A 16,500-nucleotide genomic window follows, 5' to 3' on the forward strand; every position below is an offset into this window, starting at 1 on the left:
TAGTTTATGACAATTTTGAAGTTTATGTTTATGAATAATTATTGAATTTTGATGAAAATAGGATTTTAAAGGAAAAAAAGCACGGATCGGAAAACTACGGGGGGATGTTTGAGGCAAACGCTGATGGTCACTGTAAGTGATGACGACCAAAGTTTACCTTTGGCCGTCAGAAAATCAGGCTTTATGTCGGTTATCAGGTAAGAATATGGTCAGTATCCCCAGAAGTGGCAGGAAAGCACATATTTTGTAGACCAAATCGATACTGGTATGGTCGGCAATCAGCCCTAACACCGCGGCTCCCAAGCCACCCATGCCGAAGGCAAAACCGAAAAATAGCCCAGAAACCATGCCGATACGCCCAGGAAGCAGCTCCTGTGCATAGACCAGAATGGCAGAAAACGCGGATGCGAGGATAAAACCAATGATCACGGTTAAAATCCCGGTCCATTCCAGCGTTGCGTAGGGTAAAACGAGGGTAAATGGCGCTACGCCGAGGATAGAGCCCCAAATAACATATTTTCTACCAATTTTATCACCCAATGGTCCACCAATTACCGTTCCAGCTGCGACGGCAAACAGGAAGGCAAACAGATGAAACTGGGCATTTTGTACCGATAATCCGAATTTTTGCATCAGATAAAAGGTGTAATAGCTGCTAATGCTCGCCATATAGAAGTATTTGGAGAAAATCAGCACCAGCAGAATGCTTACCGCCAGAACCACTTTATTACGTGGCAACGGATTAACGATGGCGACCTTCGGCTTTCCTTTACTCATCCGATGCTGCGCGGCATACCAACGGCTGATTTGCGCCAGGACGACAATCGCTAATAACGCGGCCAGCACAAACCAGGCCACATTACCTTTACCATATGGCGCGATGATGACAGCCGCCAGCAACGGTCCCAGAGAGCTACCGAAGTTGCCGCCAACCTGGAAAATCGACTGGGCAAGGCCGTGGCGACCGCCGGAGGCCATACGCGCCACGCGGGACGATTCCGGGTGAAATACCGATGAACCAGTACCGACCAGCGCCGCAGCGAGCAGTACCATATGGAAGCTGCCGGCCATGGCTAGCAAAACAAGCCCGCTCAGTGTGAAGCACATCCCAATGGGCAGTGACCACGGCATCGGGTATTTATCCGTCCAGTAACCCACGACCGGTTGCAGCAGCGAAGAAGCAAGCTGGAAGGTCAGGGTAATCATCCCTATCTGCATAAACGTCAGCGAGAACTCTGACTGCAAAAGCGGATAAATCGCGAGAATTAGCGACTGGATCATATCGTTTAGCAGATGGGAGAGGCTGATTGCCCCTAAAATGCCAAATGAGGTGCGTGCTTTAGCAACCGACGCTGACGCGCCAGCCGCTGGCTGGGTTGGTTCACTTATTGCCATAGAAAGTCACTTCTGTTTGGTTGCGATTATGAGGGTAATCTAATTTGTTATTATTACCTGACTAACATACCTGCGGAAGGTGTTTGAAGGAAGTCTCATTTCTGAAAACATTTTCGACTATTATTTCATATCATTGTAATTTCAGTCGTTGATTTTGGCTCAGGGAGAGAAATATGAAGTTTTTAAAACGGGGCGTGGCGCTGGCGCTATTAGCCGCATTTGCGCTGGCAGGTCAGCCTGCTCAGGCGTACGAAAAAGATAAAACCTATAAAATCACCATTCTGCATACCAACGATCATCACGGTCACTTCTGGCGTAGCGAATATGGGGAATACGGGCTGGCGGCGCAAAAAACGCTGGTGGACGGTATTCGTAAAGAGGTGGCTGAGGACGGAGGCAGCGTACTGCTGCTTTCCGGCGGTGACATTAATACCGGCGTACCGGAGTCCGATCTGCAGGATGCGGAACCTGATTTTCGCGGCATGAACCTGATTGGCTATGACGCGATGGCGGTCGGTAACCACGAGTTTGATAATCCGCTGACCGTATTGCGCCAGCAGGAAAAATGGTCCAAATTTCCGTTTCTCTCAGCCAATATTTATCAGAAAAGCACCGGCGAGCGTTTATTTAAGCCGTGGGCCATCTTTAAGCGCCAGGATTTAAAAATTGCCGTACTCGGTTTAACCACTGACGATACGGCGAAAATTGGCAACCCCGAGTTCTTTACCGATATCGAATTCCGTAAACCTGCCGATGAAGCCAAACTGGTTATTCAGGAACTGAATATGGGGGAAAAGCCTGACATCATTATTGCCACCACCCATATGGGACATTATGACAATGGCAATCACGGCTCGAACGCCCCTGGCGATGTGGAAATGGCGCGCAGCCTGCCAGCAGGTTCGCTGGCAATGATTGTGGGTGGTCACTCACAGGATCCGGTGTGTATGGCTGCGGAAAACAAAAAGCAGGTGGATTACGTCCCGGGGACACCGTGTGCGCCGGATAAGCAAAACGGTATCTGGATTGTGCAGGCGCATGAGTGGGGTAAATATGTCGGCCGGGCGGACTTTGAGTTCCGCAATGGCGAAATGAAAATGGTCAACTATCAACTCATTCCGGTAAACCTGAAGAAAAAAGTGACCTGGGATAACGGTAAAAGTGAGCGCGTACTCTACACCCCGGAGATTGCTGAAAATCAGCAGATGCTTTCGCTGCTGACGCCGTTCCAGAATAAAGGTAAAGCGCAGTTGGATGTCAAAATTGGCAGCGTCAATGCGCGCCTCGAAGGCGACCGTAGCAAAGTGCGTTTCGTGCAGACTAACATGGGGCACTTGCTGCTCGCTGCGCAAATGGCACGCACTGGCGCTGATTTTGGCGTGATGAGCGGTGGGGGGATTCGTGATTCCATTGAAGGCGGTGATATCACCTACAAGAGTGTGCTGAAGGTACAACCGTTTGGCAACATCGTGGTGTATGCCGATATGAGCGGGAAAGAAGTGATTGACTATCTGACCGCGGTGGCGCAAATGAAGCCGGACTCCGGGGCCTATCCGCAGTTTGCCAACGTCAGCTTTGTAGCGAAAGACGGCAAGCTTAACGATTTGAAAATCAAAGGCGAACCTGTTGACCCAGCCAAAACCTATCGTATGGCAACGCTGAGCTTCAACGCCACCGGCGGTGATGGCTATCCGCGTATTGATAACAAACCAGGCTATGTGAATACCGGGTTTATCGATGCGGAAGTGCTGAAGGAGTACGTGCAGAAGAACTCACCGCTGGATGCCAGTGCGTATGAGCCTAAGGGTGAGGTGAGCTGGCAGTAACAGGGCGGAGTGCCGGATGGCGGTGCTGGCACCTTATCCGGCCTACAGGTCAGTGCGATTTGTAGGCCTTAAAGCTGCGCGCCATCAGGCAATCATTTTAAAATCGCTTAATCCCGGCGGGCGATATCGGCGAATTTCGCATCCAGAATTTTCGCCAGATCGCTCGCCGCCAGTTCAATATCCAGCCCGCGTTTGCCGCCGGAAACATAAATAGTGTCGAATGTCTGGGCGGGGGCATCAATCAGCGTTGGCAAACGTTTTTTCTGCCCAAGTGGGCTGATACCGCCTACCAAATAGCCGGTAGTGCGTTGCGCGACCATGGGATCGGCCATATCGACCTTTTTGGCGCCCAATGCTTTGGCGACCTTTTTGAGATCCAGTTGACCGGCTACCGGTGTGACGGCGACTGCCAGATGTTTCATATCGCCATTCACGGCAACCAGCAGCGTTTTGTAGACCTGATCCGCATTCAGCCCTAATTTACGAACCACTTCGTCGCCAAAGTTGGTCTCGGATGGATCGTGATCGTAGGTGTGGATCTGAAAAGAAATTTTGTTTTTTTCGAGTAGTTTAACGGCGGGTGTCATAGCAATTTTTCCTGGCCCAGACAAAATACGTCATAAGCATACGCCTGATGGCGGTGGAAAAAATAGTACCATCTTGCGCAATAGTATTGGCAGGATGATGACTTTGAGCGACAATCGACCTACACCGATGCTTTAAGCGTCGGCATAATAATAATGATGAAATTCCTCTTTGACGGGCCAATAGAAATATTGGCCATTTTTTTATCGCATCATCTCCGGTAAGTTTCCCTCTCCATACAGATGCAGTGCGCCCACTGCGACCACATAGTGGCCTGCCGGCATTGCCTTGAGTTTGTCCCGCCAGGCCTCATTACGCTGGTGCATTAATACGTCATATAATGACTGGCTGAATGTGTTGGGTAACGTGAGTGCGCCATTTTGTGGTGGTGATTCAAGCCACCAGCCCATCATTTGTTGCAGCAGCCTGGCGTTGGTGTGCCAGTGCGTCAGGGTATCGTCGAGCAAAGCCAAACCGTTATCAGGCAATTGGCATAACAGGTCGATTTGGCTGGAGGCGCCTTCCAGTTCAATAATGGGTTTTTGCGCCTGTTTAGCCGCTTTGAGCAGTTGGTAGTCAATGCCATATTCCGCCCGTAATCCCAGCTGTTGCGCCTGCGTGGCTTGTAAGATCATGGCTATTTGCCACAGGGGTTGAGTCGAAAACAGGGAAGGGGAAATACCAAGATCGGCAGAAACTTTTTGCAGATTGCGCAACTGCTCTTCGCTGATGCGTTCTTCCAGCGCGGCAAAAACCGGAAGATTGGCAAACGGAGCATCGTCGCCGGAAACATCGGCTTCGACAATTAGCGCATCGGCATGCTTGAGCTTTTTGAGTAATTTGGCAGGCAGAGGCGCCATACCCCGGCTACCCATATGAATACTGCCAATCAGATGGAAATGGCGGTTGCCAGGCAAAGAGATATCGATGGCCGGCCAGGTATAATGGTTGCCGCGCAGTGCAGACCATAATGCTTTTACCCGGTATAACAAATCCATACGACCTCCCTAAGTGGACTTCCATGCTAGCGCGTGGTCCAGGAAGGTGCAATGCGTGATTGCCGGATAGCGCAGTTGACAGCGCCATCCGGCAAAGGGTTACTCTTTAGGTTTGAAGCGCAGCAGTCGGTTGGCGTTGCTCACCACGGTAATAGAAGAGAGCGCCATCGCCGCTCCGGCAACGACCGGGTTGAGCAGCGTGCCGGTGAACGGCCACAAGATCCCGGCGGCAACGGGGATACCGATACTGTTATAGATAAACGCGCCGAGCAGGTTCTGCTTCATATTGCGCAGCGTTGCCCGCGAGATAGACAGGGCATCGGCAACGCCCATCAGGCTATGACGCATCAGCGTAATCGCGGCTGTTTCAATCGCCACATCGCTACCGCCGCCCATGGCAATACCCACATCGGCCTGAGCCAGCGCAGGCGCATCGTTGATCCCATCGCCGACCATGGCGACCTGACGTCCCTGGCTCTGCAGACGTTTAATCGCTTCCGCTTTACCGTCCGGCAGAACGCCCGCTATCACCTCATCAATACCTGCTTCTTTGGCAATGGCATTGGCAGTCGTTGGGTTGTCGCCTGTGAGCATCACCAGACGATACCCGGCGCGGTGCAGACGCTGAAGTGCTGCCACGCTGTCGCTGCGCAGTGGATCACGCACCGCTAACAGAGCCGCGGCTTTACCGTCAATGGCTAACAGCACCGGGGTTGAGCCCTGGGAAGCCTGAGCGGTGATTTCAGCCTCCATTTCTGTGGTGTCGACCTGCTGCTCATTGAGCAGCGCCTGGTTGCCTAACAGAAGCGTATGACCTTCGGTCTCGCCGCTGACGCCTAACCCGCGCAGCGTACGGAAACCGTTGACCTGCGGCAGCGTAACATCGCCCGCTTTGTCCAGAATCGCCCGGGCCAGCGGATGGCTGGAACCCTGTTCAAGGGCGGCTGCCAGGCGAACAGCCATCGCTTCGTCGGTATTGCCAAACGTTTTGATGGCGACAACCTGCGGTTTGCCTTCAGTCAGCGTCCCGGTCTTATCAAAGACGAGAGTATCGAGCGTGCTGGCGCGTTGCAGCGCATCGGCATCGCGTACCAGTACCCCAAACTCAGCGGCACGACCAACCCCGGAGATAATCGACATGGGGGTGGCCAGACCCAGCGCACAAGGACAGGCAATAATCAGGACGGTGGTGGCAATCACCAGCGTATAAACAATTTGTGGCGCCGGGCCAAAGAAGTACCAAATTGCTGCACTCACCAGCGCAATCACCACCACCACCGGAACGAACACCGAGGAGATACGGTCGGCCAGTTTGCCAATCTCGGGCTTACTGCTTTGCGCCTGACGCACCATGCGAATAATGCGCGACAGCGTGGTGTGGCTGCCAACAGCGCTGGCGCGAAACAGTACGCTGCCATCCTGGACGACCGTACCGGCGTGGACGCTATCGCCTTCACCTTTTTGCTGCGGGATAGGCTCACCGGTCAGCATTGCTTCATCCAGCCAGGCCTCGCCCTGGGTGATTTCGCCATCTACCGGAACGCGGTCGCCGGTGGTCAGGCGCAGTAACATTCCGGCCTGAACGTCTGCCAGCGGTACGTTCTTTTCACCTTCGTCAGTCACGACGCGTGCGGTCGGCGGCGTCAGATCGAGCAGTTTTTCCAGCGCTTTGGACGAGCGCTGGCGAGCCCGCGCTTCCAGCATGTGTCCGAGGTTAATCAGACCGATAATCATGGCACTGGCTTCATAATAGAGATGCCGTGCTTCCATTGGGAACCATTGCGGCCAGAGGTTTACGCTCATGGAATAGAGCCATGCCACTCCCGTGCCCAGCGCGACCAGTGTATCCATGGTTGCGGTGCCGTTCATCAGGCTTTTCCACGCGCTGCGGTAGAAGTGACCGCCTGCGAAGACCATCACGGCGAGTGTTGCCAGACCAATTGCCAGCCACAGGCTACGGTTGTCGGCACTCACCATCATGTTATCGCCAATCATGCCCCACACCATAACCGGTACGCCCAGCAACAGCGCAACCGCCGCCTGCCAGCGAAAACGTTTCATGGTCGCAACGGCGGTTTCCTGCTGGCGTTCGCGACGCTTAGCGTCGTCTTCGATCGCTTCCGCACCGTAGCCGGCTTTTTCCACCGCCTGCACTAAATCTGCAGCGGATGCACTGCCCATTACCAGCGCAGTGCGCTCCGCCAGGTTTACCCGTGCCTGCGTGACACCCGGTACGCTTTGCAATGCATTTTGTACACGGGTCACACAACTGGCGCAGCTCATGCCGTTTAACAGCAACTGTTGGCTGTCATCATCAGCCGTAGCTGCCGGAAGCTCGGAAGGGACCGCTGCCAGTGCTTCCGACGGGATTGATGACTCCGTCAGCGGTTTAGCCTTTGGGTGGCTTAACTCCGCCCCGTAACCGGCTTGTTTGATGGTTTCAATCAGCGCTTCTGCGCTGGCGCTCCCGGTAACATGCGCCTCTGTCACGGTGACATCCGCTTGCTCAACATCCGGACGTTGTTCGAGACTTTCTTTAACGCGTTTTACGCAGTGACCACAGGACAAACCGTCCAGGGTTAGATCGATTGTTTGAGACATAACCAACTCCTTCATTGCAGGATTAACTGACTGTGATAAAGGTTAAACCTTCCAGCAAGGGGAAGGTCAAGTGTTTAAATTGCTGATTGAAAGGGATTTTTAAAATCAGTGTCCACATAGCGTCCACACTTCGAAAAAAGTGTCTACAAAACAAAGGCAAAGCCTCGCAAAATCTGCGAGGCTTTTTTTTATTTCACCGGTTGACTCATTTTAGATAAAGGAACTATAAATGAGTGTTTTATAACCGTATGAAAATAAAGGATAGAAATATGAAAACAGGACTTTTACTCACAGCAACGTGCATTACCTCTCTTGTGTCTTCCGTCGCGTTCGCGGATGGCGGCACACGTACGGATTTTGTGGCAGCGAATCAGTGTCGAAGTCAACCTGATGACGTAAAGCGATTGGCATGTTATGACGAAGCTGTAACTCCGACGCGCACAAAGTCGCTGGAAAACTTTGAGAGTAGGGATCAATGCAAGGATGAATCGTCAGATGGAAAAAGACTGGATTGTTATGACAGGTTTTTCTCTCCAACATTTGCAGGTGCACAGGTTAAAAAACGAGATGATAATTCTGTTAGGGATGTTGGAAACTGGCAGACAGATATAAAAACGTCTCCGATTGATGATTCAAAAAACGTTATTATCTCACTCAATGGCAATGAATCGTTTAGAACGCCATTTGGTGAGACAACAACACCTACACTGTTTATAGCTTGCCGGGAGAAAAAAACAGAATTATTTATAGATTGGGATGTGTATTTGGGGTTGGATGAAACAACGATGCTGTACCGGTTAGACAAACAAAAAGCAGTAAATAAGTCATGGTCAATTTCAACGGATACAAAAGCTGTGTTTTATCGTGGAAAAACAATCGACTTTATAAAAAATCTCAGTTCCGGTCAGATGCTGTTTGCCCAGATAACCCCTTACAATGAGAATCCTGTAAGTACAACCTTCAATCTTAAAGGGCTTTCTGAAGCTCTAAAACCATTACAAGAGTCATGTGGCTGGAGATAATCGTAAGAACTCCAACACTTGCACTCTAAAACAAATAACCCGCCTATGTGGCGGGTTATTTGTTTTAGAGTGTCAAGTTTAGCTGGTCTCGTCCCCGGTGTGATGACGGAAAGGCATCATATGGAACGAAGCTATCAGGTAGCGGATTTTCTTTCTGTCGCCGGGTCAGGCGTTCCACGCTTTCCAGAGTGGAAAATCCAACGCCACATTCCAGGCTGTTACACTGATAAAACTTACGCCGGACGGTGTTGGTGTCATTCATTGGTGAACTGGTACGGATACGGGCTGACGCGCCGCAAATTGGACATCTGAACATAATGGCTCCCCCACGGGAGTTGAACTCCCGGCCATTGTATTCTGCTTATTCCGTTTCGGCTATCCATTCGGGTATTTTGGCCTCCAGCTCCAGCTGCGTAGTAAATCCACCGCTGTCGTCAATCACATGCTCCGCTTTTGCAATTATCCAGTCCTGGTTGTCTATTTCCGCTTTGAAGCCTGACACGGTGCCGTGCATTTCCGGGTAGAGGTCAGCGCGTCCACGCGCCAGGGTGATCGAGAATTCCGCCGCCCCCCGCTGAAGCTGCTGCCACTTAGCCGCAGCGGCACGCTTTGCTGCCTCTTCGTTCTGGTAAGTTTTCCGCAGGACATACACGTTACCCTCAGCCCCTTCCATATAGTCACCTTCGCGGCTGCTGCTCTTTTCTTTTTTTTCCTTTGACGGCTTGCGGCGTTTGACGCTTACCTTTTTCTTTTTGCCAAAATTCAGATCCAGCCAGTACGCCTGCACGCCGGTATAAGCTTGCCTGTCAGCAATTCGGAACCTGTGTCTATCTCCGTCGCTTCGCGTCAGCGCGAAAGAGGGCAACGCCTTACCGTCTGCTGTTATGCCGCCGCCCGGCTGGATAAATAACAGATAGCCATTTTTGACGGTGGCAATGGCTCCCAGCATGTCGGCCATCCTCGTTAAAAATGACATGTCGCTTTCTTCGGTCTGGTCAGCGTGGTCAATTTCAATATTCATCAGCATTTCACTGATTTGCGCCTTCAGCTTATAGCGATGGGCGATTGCAGAGACGACGCGTTCTACCGTCACGTCATGCCATGAGGCTTCGCGCTTGACGTTAAATTCCTCCCTAAAGTCGGCGCTGCTGGCGGTAATTTGCAGCGTATCGGGCGGGCCTTCGTGGGATATCTCATCCACGGTATAAAGCCCCTTGTATATCAGCGGCTCACCCTTCCAGCCCATCGATAAAGCCAGTTGTGTTCCGCGTGGCGGCAGTTTAACCATGCCGTCCGCATCATCCACGCTGATGGTTATCTGGTCGGCCTCAAACCCCCGGTTATCGGTCATCGATACCGACATGATCCGGTCATTCAGGTCAGACAGTAATTCGCCCCCTGCGGTGATGCTGTAATCGGGGATCTTTATCGCATCGTCCAGGTTGTCCAGCCAGCTGTTGATTTTCAGATTGAGTGTGTCGGTCAGTGTCATAGCGCCTCCGTTGTTCCGCATGATTTCACGCGCGCGCGGGAAGCAAGAACCCCTTTTTGTTGTGGGCTGACGGTCAGAATCCTTAATGCGTGAAGTGACCTGGTGCATGGGGGATTATGGCTGCGAACTCAAACAACATAATGGTGGAAAACATGAGCGAAGAGCGTTTCCACGGTGCCCGCGTCAGAGAAAATACCGACCTGGTGACAGCCATTGATGACATTGATTCCAGTGTTATCGGGATTGTTGCTATGGCGGATGATGCTGACGCTGACACCTTCCCCCTGAATAAACCCGTTCTTCTTCATCGGGTCAACGATGTGCTGGGCCTGGCGGGTAAGACCGGTACGCTGTACAAGAGCCTGAAAGCAGTTGCTGACCAGGTCAGCACAAAAGTCATCGTCGTGCGTGTCGCAGAAGCGGAAGCCGGTGAAGGTAAAAAAACGCAGTCGCAGCTGGTAATCGGCGGCACGGAACCCGATGGCACTTATACCGGGATGTATGCCTTTCTGGTAGCGGAACAGGATGAGCGTATCGGATATCGTCCGCGCATTTTGTCAGCGCCCGATCTCGACACAGAGGAAGTGACGTCCTCACTGTGTGTGATTGCAGAGAAGCTGCGTGCCTTTGTGTATGCCGGGTGCAACGGCTGTGAAACGATGGCGGATGCTATCGCCTACCGCGCTACCTTCGCGTACCGCGAACTGATGCTTATCTGGCCTGACTTCATCGCCTATAACCCGGTGTCCGGCAAAAACGAAGTGTTCCCGGCTCCGGCGTATGCCTGCGGCCTGCGTGCCCAAATCGATCACACTCAGGGCTGGCACAAGTCGCTGTCAAACGTCCCGGTAAAAAACGTGCTTGGGATTTCAAAACAGGTGTTCTGGTCGCTTCAGGCTGAAGACAGCGACGCCAACGCGCTGAACAACAAAGAAATCACCACGCTGATTAAGCGTAACGGCTTTCGTTTCTGGGGCAACCGCACGCCGGATACCAAAGACTATATCTTTGAAGTCTACACCCGCACTGCGCAGGTGCTGGCAGACAGTATCGCGGAAGCGCAGTTTGAAGATATTGACGAACCGCTGACCCCCGCGAACGTGAAAGACGTTATCAGCGGTATCCGCGCGAAGCTGGACAAACTGGTCACGTCAGGGCGTCTTATCGGTGCTGAATGCTGGTATGACGTGGTGGACAACAGCACCACTGACCTTCGTCAGGGGCGGGTGCGTATCCGCTACAAATATACACCAGTGCCGCCGCTGGAAGATCTGACATTGCATCAGACCTTCACGGATGAATTCTTTGGACCTGCATTCGCTTCTCTGGGAGGTGCGTAAATGGCTGTTCCTCATAAACTCCGCCTGTTCACCTGCTTTGTTAACGGCGATAACCAGATCGGGAAAGTCACCTCGTTTACCCGCCCGAAACTCAGCCGCAAGCTGGAAGACTATCAGGGGGGCGGCATGATTGGATCCGTTGGTGTGGATCTCGGGCTGGATGCCGGGGCGCTGGATTCTTCTATCGAATTTGGCGGTGTGATTAAAGCGCTTTTTCTTGAATATGGCGCGGATATCGACGGCACCCGCCTGCGTTTCGCCGGTGAATACTACACCGATGGTGACAGCCAGCTTGTTGAAGTAGAGCTTCGCGGACGCTTTACCGAACTTGACGGCGGCGACAGCAAGCAGGGGGAAAACACCGTCGAGAAATACACGTTCAAATCGACGTATTACAAATTCTCCATTGACGATAAGCCGATTATTGAGATTGACCTGCTGAACTTTATCTACAAGAAAGACGGCAAGAATATCTACCCTGACCGCATCACGTCCGCCCTGGGAATGGGCTGATAATTAACCCTGATGGCGGCACACCGTTGTGCCGCCCGGAGACTCAACGATGAAAAAAAATGATACTGCATCAGTAACTGCTGAAGGTGGGGTGACGCTTGCCCAGCCGATTGTACGCAGCGAAGAGACGATCACCTATGTGGAGATTAGCGAGGCAATTAAACAGTCCGGTTCTTTGCGTGGCCTGTCTCTCTCGGATGTGCTCAACATGAAAACAGACACACTGGTGACGTTGTTTACGCGTGTGACTTCGCCACGTCTCAAAGAAAACGAAATTAAAACGATGGCCACCGCTGATTTTATCGCGCTCTCTCAGGCGATCGTGCCTTTTTTGGTGCCTACGGGCTCTGGAGCACAGAGCGAGCCGGAGACGGAAGCACTGTAACGGTGGTGAAATTCGACCAGATTGATGATCTGGTCGCTGATATTGCTGTTGTTTTTAACTGGTCGCGCGCCGATATCTACATGATGGATCCTGGTGAGGTTATCACCTGGCGTGAACGGGCCGCGCGACGTAGCGGAGCCCGTGAAGATGAAGACACTTGATATCCGTATCGCCTTCAGTGCGATCGATAAACTTACCCGACCTGTTGAGACCGCCCGCCAGAGTGTGGGCGGTCTCTCTGATTCCCTCAAAAAAACGCAGACTGACATTAAATCGCTGGGGACGCAGTCAAAAGCGTTTGCCCGCCTGCGCGAGAACTTCACCAAAACCACCGAAAAGATCCAGACAACCCAGCGGGAACTGAACGGCCTCCGCCAGGCACAGCAGGCCGGGAATGTGATGACGGACAAACAGCGCGAACACATGGCAATGCTGACAGCAAAGCTGAATCGCCTGAATGAAGTACGCACCCGTGAAAAAGAGAAGCTGCGCGAGGCGACGGCTGTGATGGTCAGGCATGGTGTCACGCTTTCCGGCAGTGATCGAACCATTCAGAGCGCCATACGGCGTACCGAACAGTACAACCAGACACTGGAGCGCGAACGGCAGATGCTGGCGCGTGTGACGCAGGCGCGTGCACGCTATGACCGTACTCAGCAGACGGCAGGTAAGTTACGCGGCGGCGGTGCGGTTGCCATGGGTGCCGCTACCGTTGCCGGTTACGGTGCCGGTCGCTTTCTGGCTCCGGCTGTAGGGTTTGACAGGGAAGTTTCCCGCGTTGGGGCGCTGACGCGTCTCGATAAAACCGATCCACAATTTGCCGCGCTCCGTGAACAGGCTAAAAAACTGGGGGCTGAAACGCAGTTCAATTCCCGTGATGCGGCCAGCGGTCAGGCATTTCTCGCAATGGCCGGATTCACGCCGCAGGCCATACAGGCTGCGTTACCCGGCGTTCTCAACATGGCGCTGGCCGGTGGGATGGAGCTGGGCGAAAGTGCCGATATCGGCTCAAACATTCTGTCGCAGTTCAAACTGGATCCGAAAGAGATGGACAGGGTCAGTGACGTGCTGACGGCGGCGTTTACGCGCACCAACACCGACCTGGCAAACATTGGTGAGGCGATGAAATACGCCGGAACAGGGATGGCCGGGTTGGGTGTCAGCGTTGAGCAGACCACTGCGATGATCGGCGTTATGGCAAACGTGGGTTTGCGCGGCAGTATCGCCGGTACGGGGCTACAGTCCACATTTTCCCGCATGGCTGCGCCAACGGGCAAAGCCAAAGATGCGCTCAAAGAACTCGGGGTCAGCGTTGCAGACGCAACCGGGAAAATGCGACCGGCTGAAGTTGTCCTTGCTGATGTTTATAAGGCCGTCAGTAAGTACGGCGATGTGGACAGACTTTCGTTCTTCAAAGACATTGCCGGTGAGGAAGCTGCCAAATCCTTCCAGGCTCTGGTGCAGTCTGCGGGAAGTGGTGAGCTGCAAAAGCTACTGGCTGAGCTGAAAAAAGCGCAGGGTGAATCTGCCACAGTCGCGAAAAAGATGGCGGATAACCTTGATGGCGATCTGAAGAACCTCGACAGCGCCTGGGAAGGATTTCGCATCCAGATTGAAGAGCTGCTTGACGGGCCACTTCGTGGACTGGTTCAGGGGATCAGTGATGTTGTCGGGGCAATGACCACCTGGGCAAAAGAACATCCCCGGTTAACGCAGACATTACTGATTATCGGCGGCAGTGCGCTGGCCTTTACGGCCATCATCGGTGGATTGTCTCTGGTTGTTGGGGTATTGCTGGGGCCAATAGCAAAATTGCGACTTGGCTTTGCGTTGCTGACCGGAACAAAAGGACTCGGTCGGGCCATCCCGATGTTTGCTCAGTTGCGCGCGCTTATGGGCGGGCCGATGGGAAGTATCAAAGGCTGGCCCTCTGCATTCTCTTCAATGGCGAGAGGGGCTGGCAGACTGACGGGTATTTTGGGCCCGCTGAGAGGGATGTTGCTGGCGGTATTTGCCTCACCAGGTGCCGCGCTGGGCTCTCTTGTTCGCGGTATCGCGATGCTGGCGCTTCGCCTTACCGGTCTCCCTGTTTTGTGGGGAATGATCACCGGTGCTGTATCGGTGCTTGGCGGCACGCTGTCGCTGTTACTGAGTCCGATAGGTCTGGTCGGCGCTGCATTTGTCGCGGCTGGCCTGCTTATATGGAAATACTGGGAGCCTATCAAGACATTTTTTGGTGGAGTGTTCAGCGGGATCATGGAAAAGCTGGCCCCGCTCCGGGAGTCGTTTGCACAGTTCAGCCCGCTGTTTGACGCTATCAGCAATGGCATCAGTCAGGTGTGGAGCTGGTTTAAAGAACTCCTTACCCCGATGGAATCCAGCAAAGAGACGCTTGAAAAATGCGCCAGCGCCGGGGAAATCTTTGGCAACGTGCTTGGCGGTGCGCTGCAACTGGTACTGACTCCAGCCAAAGCCCTTCTCGATGCACTTGCCTGGATACTGGAAAAGTTAGGTGTTTTACCCGATGAGGCCGAAAAGGCCAGAAAGAAGATCGAGGACGCACAGCGCACGGCCTTACTACAAGATAAGGTCGCGCTTCTACAGGGTGATATTGCGAAAGTAGCACCCAAAAAAGTAGAAACAGGCACGGTCACACCACCTGCCGGAAGCACCCCGCTTGGCGGTGATAATGGCACTCAACGGCGACTACAGAAAATATCCGATAACACGGGCGGCATGCTTCAGGAGACGAAAAAACGGATTGGTCCCGGTGATATTGTCTTCAAAAATCTGCCCCGTGCCCTGGCAGTACGTGGTGAATGGCAGGAGTCAAAGCTTGCGCGAACCTCTGCCGCTATCGCTCCGCCGCTTGCCCCGGTTGTTGCAGCGTCAGCAGCACCTGTTGTGCAGGCCATGTTACCCCCGGTCAGACGCCCAGGCGACAGCGCCAGAAATGACAGTGCTGCAGGTGGGTTTAACGGTGAAATTCACGTACATCTGCACAACGTGGTGACGCAGAATCCCCGCGAACTGGCGAAGACTGTGGGGGAAATGGTTAAGGCAGAATTAGACCGGCTGACCCGCGCAGGTCGCGGTAGTTTCCGGGACACAGATTAGGTGAACAGGTGACGTTATGATGATGGTTTACGGTATGTTTGTGTTTGAGCTGAAGACGCTACCCCATCAGCAGCTACAGCAAAATAAATCCTGGCGGCACGTCAAAAACGAACGAATCAACCGTTCGGCAAGCTGGCAGTACATTGGGGCCGGTGAAGATCAGATCACGCTTTCCGGCGTGCTTTACCCGGAAATTACTGGCGGCGAGGTCTCGCTGACGGTGTTGACCACGCAGGCCTATACCGGACGCCCCTGGCCTTTGATTGATGGCACGGGGCAGATTTACGGGATGTATGTTATCACCGGCTTGCAAACCACCCGATCGGAACTTGACCGTTACGGTAAGGCGAAAAAAATAGAGTTCTCAATCAGTTTTCAGCGTTGTGATGAAGACCTTCGCGAACGGCTTCAGTCTTCCTCTGTCGGTGATCTGTTAACCGGGCTGAAGGATGGTGCCAACACGGCGTATAGTTCGATAAACAGCACGCTGACCGGGTTGGTGTAGCGCTGCGCAGTATTGAGAATAGTCAAATCTGGAGGTGCATTTTATTGACCTCCAGACGCCGGAAACCGCTTATACAGAGTAGAAATACCTACATCAAATATCATAGCCACGCGCTGCCGTGGCTCTCCAGCAGCGAGCAGTCGCCCCACCTGTGCCCATTCTTCTGGTGTCAGTTTTGGTCGGCGACCACCAATGCGCCCCTGTTCTCGTGCTGCCGCTAACCCGGCGCGCGTCCGTTCAACAATCAATTCCCTTTCCATTTCGGCCAGTGCGCCCATGACGTGAAAGAAAAAACGCCCCATAGGGGTAGAGGTATCAATACTGTCTGTCAGGCTACGAAAATTAACACCACGCTGGCGCAATTCCTCGATCAGAATGACAAGATGGCGCATGCTCCTTCCCAGTCTGTCCAGCTTCCAGACTACCAGCGTGTCGCCTTCCTGAAGCGTCTTTAGCAACCTCTTTAATCCCGGTCTTTCCGCTTTAGTACCGCTTATTTTATCTTCAAAAATTTGCTCACATCCTGCGCTTTCCAGCGCATTTATTTGCAGCATGGTGTTCTGGTCATTTGTTGATACCCGTACATATCCAATCAGCATAGAAAATAACTCCACCTGTAAACGCATTAGCGGCCCGCATTGTATCGAGCAACGTCATTTCTGGCTGTACTGCAGAAAATGGCCAACATAGTCAGAAGTGGCGGTGTGTTCCGGAAAACGTT

15 protein-coding genes are annotated in these 16,500 nt (G+C 52.9%); 8 read left to right on the forward strand and 7 right to left on the reverse strand.

Annotated features, from left to right (window positions below; all coding sequences use genetic code 11):
- Nucleotides 1–174: 174 nt before the first annotated feature.
- Nucleotides 175–1,395, reverse strand: a complete 1,221-nt coding sequence (locus tag OGX91_RS12365; protein ID WP_149691418.1) for an MFS transporter — start codon at nt 1,393–1,395, stop codon at nt 175–177.
- Nucleotides 1,396–1,568: 173 nt separating this feature from the next.
- On the opposite strand from OGX91_RS12365, the gene ushA reads away from it, so the two are divergent.
- Entirely contained in the window at nt 1,569–3,221 is a 1,653-nt protein-coding gene (ushA, locus tag OGX91_RS12370; protein ID WP_005125209.1) for a bifunctional UDP-sugar hydrolase/5'-nucleotidase UshA, read from the forward strand.
- A 107-nt stretch (nt 3,222–3,328) separates the two neighbouring features.
- Here the strand turns inward: ushA and ybaK are convergent, their stop codons facing one another.
- From ybaK to copA, 3 genes are all read right to left on the reverse strand, one after another.
- Nucleotides 3,329–3,808, reverse strand: a complete 480-nt coding sequence (gene ybaK / locus OGX91_RS12375) for a Cys-tRNA(Pro)/Cys-tRNA(Cys) deacylase YbaK (RefSeq protein WP_003021794.1) — start codon at nt 3,806–3,808, stop codon at nt 3,329–3,331.
- A 201-nt stretch (nt 3,809–4,009) separates the two neighbouring features.
- Nucleotides 4,010–4,804: a TraB/GumN family protein gene (locus OGX91_RS12380; RefSeq protein WP_005125211.1), complete on the reverse strand. Its 795-nt coding sequence runs from the start codon at nt 4,802–4,804 to the stop codon at nt 4,010–4,012.
- A gap of 99 nt (nt 4,805–4,903) precedes the next feature.
- Nucleotides 4,904–7,405: a copper-exporting P-type ATPase CopA gene (gene copA, locus OGX91_RS12385; protein WP_286626409.1), complete on the reverse strand. Its 2,502-nt coding sequence runs from the start codon at nt 7,403–7,405 to the stop codon at nt 4,904–4,906.
- Nucleotides 7,406–7,674: 269 nt separating this feature from the next.
- On the opposite strand from copA, the gene OGX91_RS12390 reads away from it, so the two are divergent.
- On the forward strand, nt 7,675–8,427 hold the full coding sequence (locus OGX91_RS12390; RefSeq protein WP_199953282.1) for a type VI secretion system-associated protein TagO: 753 nt from the start codon (nt 7,675–7,677) through the stop codon (nt 8,425–8,427).
- Between the two features lie 64 nt (nt 8,428–8,491).
- Here OGX91_RS12390 and OGX91_RS12395 read toward each other — a convergent pair whose 3' ends face one another.
- A complete protein-coding gene (locus OGX91_RS12395; protein ID WP_199953281.1) occupies nt 8,492–8,743 on the reverse strand; it encodes an Ogr/Delta-like zinc finger protein in 252 nt (83 codons plus the stop codon).
- Between the two features lie 45 nt (nt 8,744–8,788).
- Nucleotides 8,789–9,919, reverse strand: a complete 1,131-nt coding sequence (locus tag OGX91_RS12400; RefSeq protein WP_124021217.1) for a phage late control D family protein — start codon at nt 9,917–9,919, stop codon at nt 8,789–8,791.
- 152 nt (nt 9,920–10,071) lie between these two features.
- Between OGX91_RS12400 and OGX91_RS12405 the strand changes: the two genes are divergently transcribed.
- The 6 genes from OGX91_RS12405 to OGX91_RS12430 are packed head-to-tail and all read left to right on the forward strand — an operon-like array spanning nt 10,072 to nt 15,779.
- Nucleotides 10,072–11,259 carry a phage tail sheath subtilisin-like domain-containing protein gene (locus OGX91_RS12405; protein WP_286626421.1) on the forward strand — a complete coding sequence of 396 codons (1,188 nt, stop codon included), beginning with the start codon at nt 10,072–10,074 and terminating at the stop codon, nt 11,257–11,259.
- Nucleotides 11,260–11,772, forward strand: coding sequence for a phage major tail tube protein (locus tag OGX91_RS12410; protein ID WP_003835886.1), 513 nt, complete (start codon nt 11,260–11,262; stop codon nt 11,770–11,772).
- 49 nt (nt 11,773–11,821) lie between these two features.
- A complete protein-coding gene (locus OGX91_RS12415) occupies nt 11,822–12,157 on the forward strand; it encodes a phage tail protein (protein ID WP_286626410.1) in 336 nt (111 codons plus the stop codon).
- A gap of 5 nt (nt 12,158–12,162) precedes the next feature.
- A complete protein-coding gene (locus tag OGX91_RS12420; protein WP_286626423.1) occupies nt 12,163–12,318 on the forward strand; it encodes a GpE family phage tail protein in 156 nt (51 codons plus the stop codon).
- Nucleotides 12,305–15,274: a phage tail tape measure protein gene (locus OGX91_RS12425; protein ID WP_286626412.1), complete on the forward strand. Its 2,970-nt coding sequence runs from the start codon at nt 12,305–12,307 to the stop codon at nt 15,272–15,274. The genes OGX91_RS12420 and OGX91_RS12425 overlap by 14 nt, the downstream gene beginning before the upstream one ends.
- Nucleotides 15,275–15,290: 16 nt before the next feature.
- The gene (locus OGX91_RS12430) at nt 15,291–15,779 is read left to right on the forward strand and encodes a phage tail protein (protein WP_286503530.1); all 489 of its coding nucleotides are present in this window, start codon (nt 15,291–15,293) and stop codon (nt 15,777–15,779) included.
- Nucleotides 15,780–15,820: 41 nt separating this feature from the next.
- Here OGX91_RS12430 and OGX91_RS12435 read toward each other — a convergent pair whose 3' ends face one another.
- Entirely contained in the window at nt 15,821–16,378 is a 558-nt protein-coding gene (locus OGX91_RS12435; protein WP_286503532.1) for a recombinase family protein, read from the reverse strand.
- Between the last annotated feature and the right edge of the window lie 122 nt (nt 16,379–16,500).

Source organism: Citrobacter sp. Cpa228 (genome assembly GCF_030333085.1).
Lineage (GTDB): Bacteria > Pseudomonadota > Gammaproteobacteria > Enterobacterales > Enterobacteriaceae > Citrobacter > Citrobacter pasteurii.

Coding starts and splice junctions, on each gene's coding strand:
- OGX91_RS12365 (WP_149691418.1), bottom strand. CDS start 1,395: ATGGCAATAAGTGAACCAACCCAGCCAGCGGCTGGCGCGTCAGCGTCG.
- ushA (WP_005125209.1), top strand. CDS start 1,569: ATGAAGTTTTTAAAACGGGGCGTGGCGCTGGCGCTATTAGCCGCATTT.
- ybaK (WP_003021794.1), bottom strand. CDS start 3,808: ATGACACCCGCCGTTAAACTACTCGAAAAAAACAAAATTTCTTTTCAG.
- OGX91_RS12380 (WP_005125211.1), bottom strand. CDS start 4,804: ATGGATTTGTTATACCGGGTAAAAGCATTATGGTCTGCACTGCGCGGC.
- copA (WP_286626409.1), bottom strand. CDS start 7,405: ATGTCTCAAACAATCGATCTAACCCTGGACGGTTTGTCCTGTGGTCAC.
- OGX91_RS12390 (WP_199953282.1), top strand. CDS start 7,675: ATGAAAACAGGACTTTTACTCACAGCAACGTGCATTACCTCTCTTGTG.
- OGX91_RS12395 (WP_199953281.1), bottom strand. CDS start 8,743: ATGTTCAGATGTCCAATTTGCGGCGCGTCAGCCCGTATCCGTACCAGT.
- OGX91_RS12400 (WP_124021217.1), bottom strand. CDS start 9,919: ATGACACTGACCGACACACTCAATCTGAAAATCAACAGCTGGCTGGAC.
- OGX91_RS12405 (WP_286626421.1), top strand. CDS start 10,072: ATGAGCGAAGAGCGTTTCCACGGTGCCCGCGTCAGAGAAAATACCGAC.
- OGX91_RS12410 (WP_003835886.1), top strand. CDS start 11,260: ATGGCTGTTCCTCATAAACTCCGCCTGTTCACCTGCTTTGTTAACGGC.
- OGX91_RS12415 (WP_286626410.1), top strand. CDS start 11,822: ATGAAAAAAAATGATACTGCATCAGTAACTGCTGAAGGTGGGGTGACG.
- OGX91_RS12425 (WP_286626412.1), top strand. CDS start 12,305: ATGAAGACACTTGATATCCGTATCGCCTTCAGTGCGATCGATAAACTT.
- OGX91_RS12430 (WP_286503530.1), top strand. CDS start 15,291: ATGATGATGGTTTACGGTATGTTTGTGTTTGAGCTGAAGACGCTACCC.
- OGX91_RS12435 (WP_286503532.1), bottom strand. CDS start 16,378: ATGCTGATTGGATATGTACGGGTATCAACAAATGACCAGAACACCATG.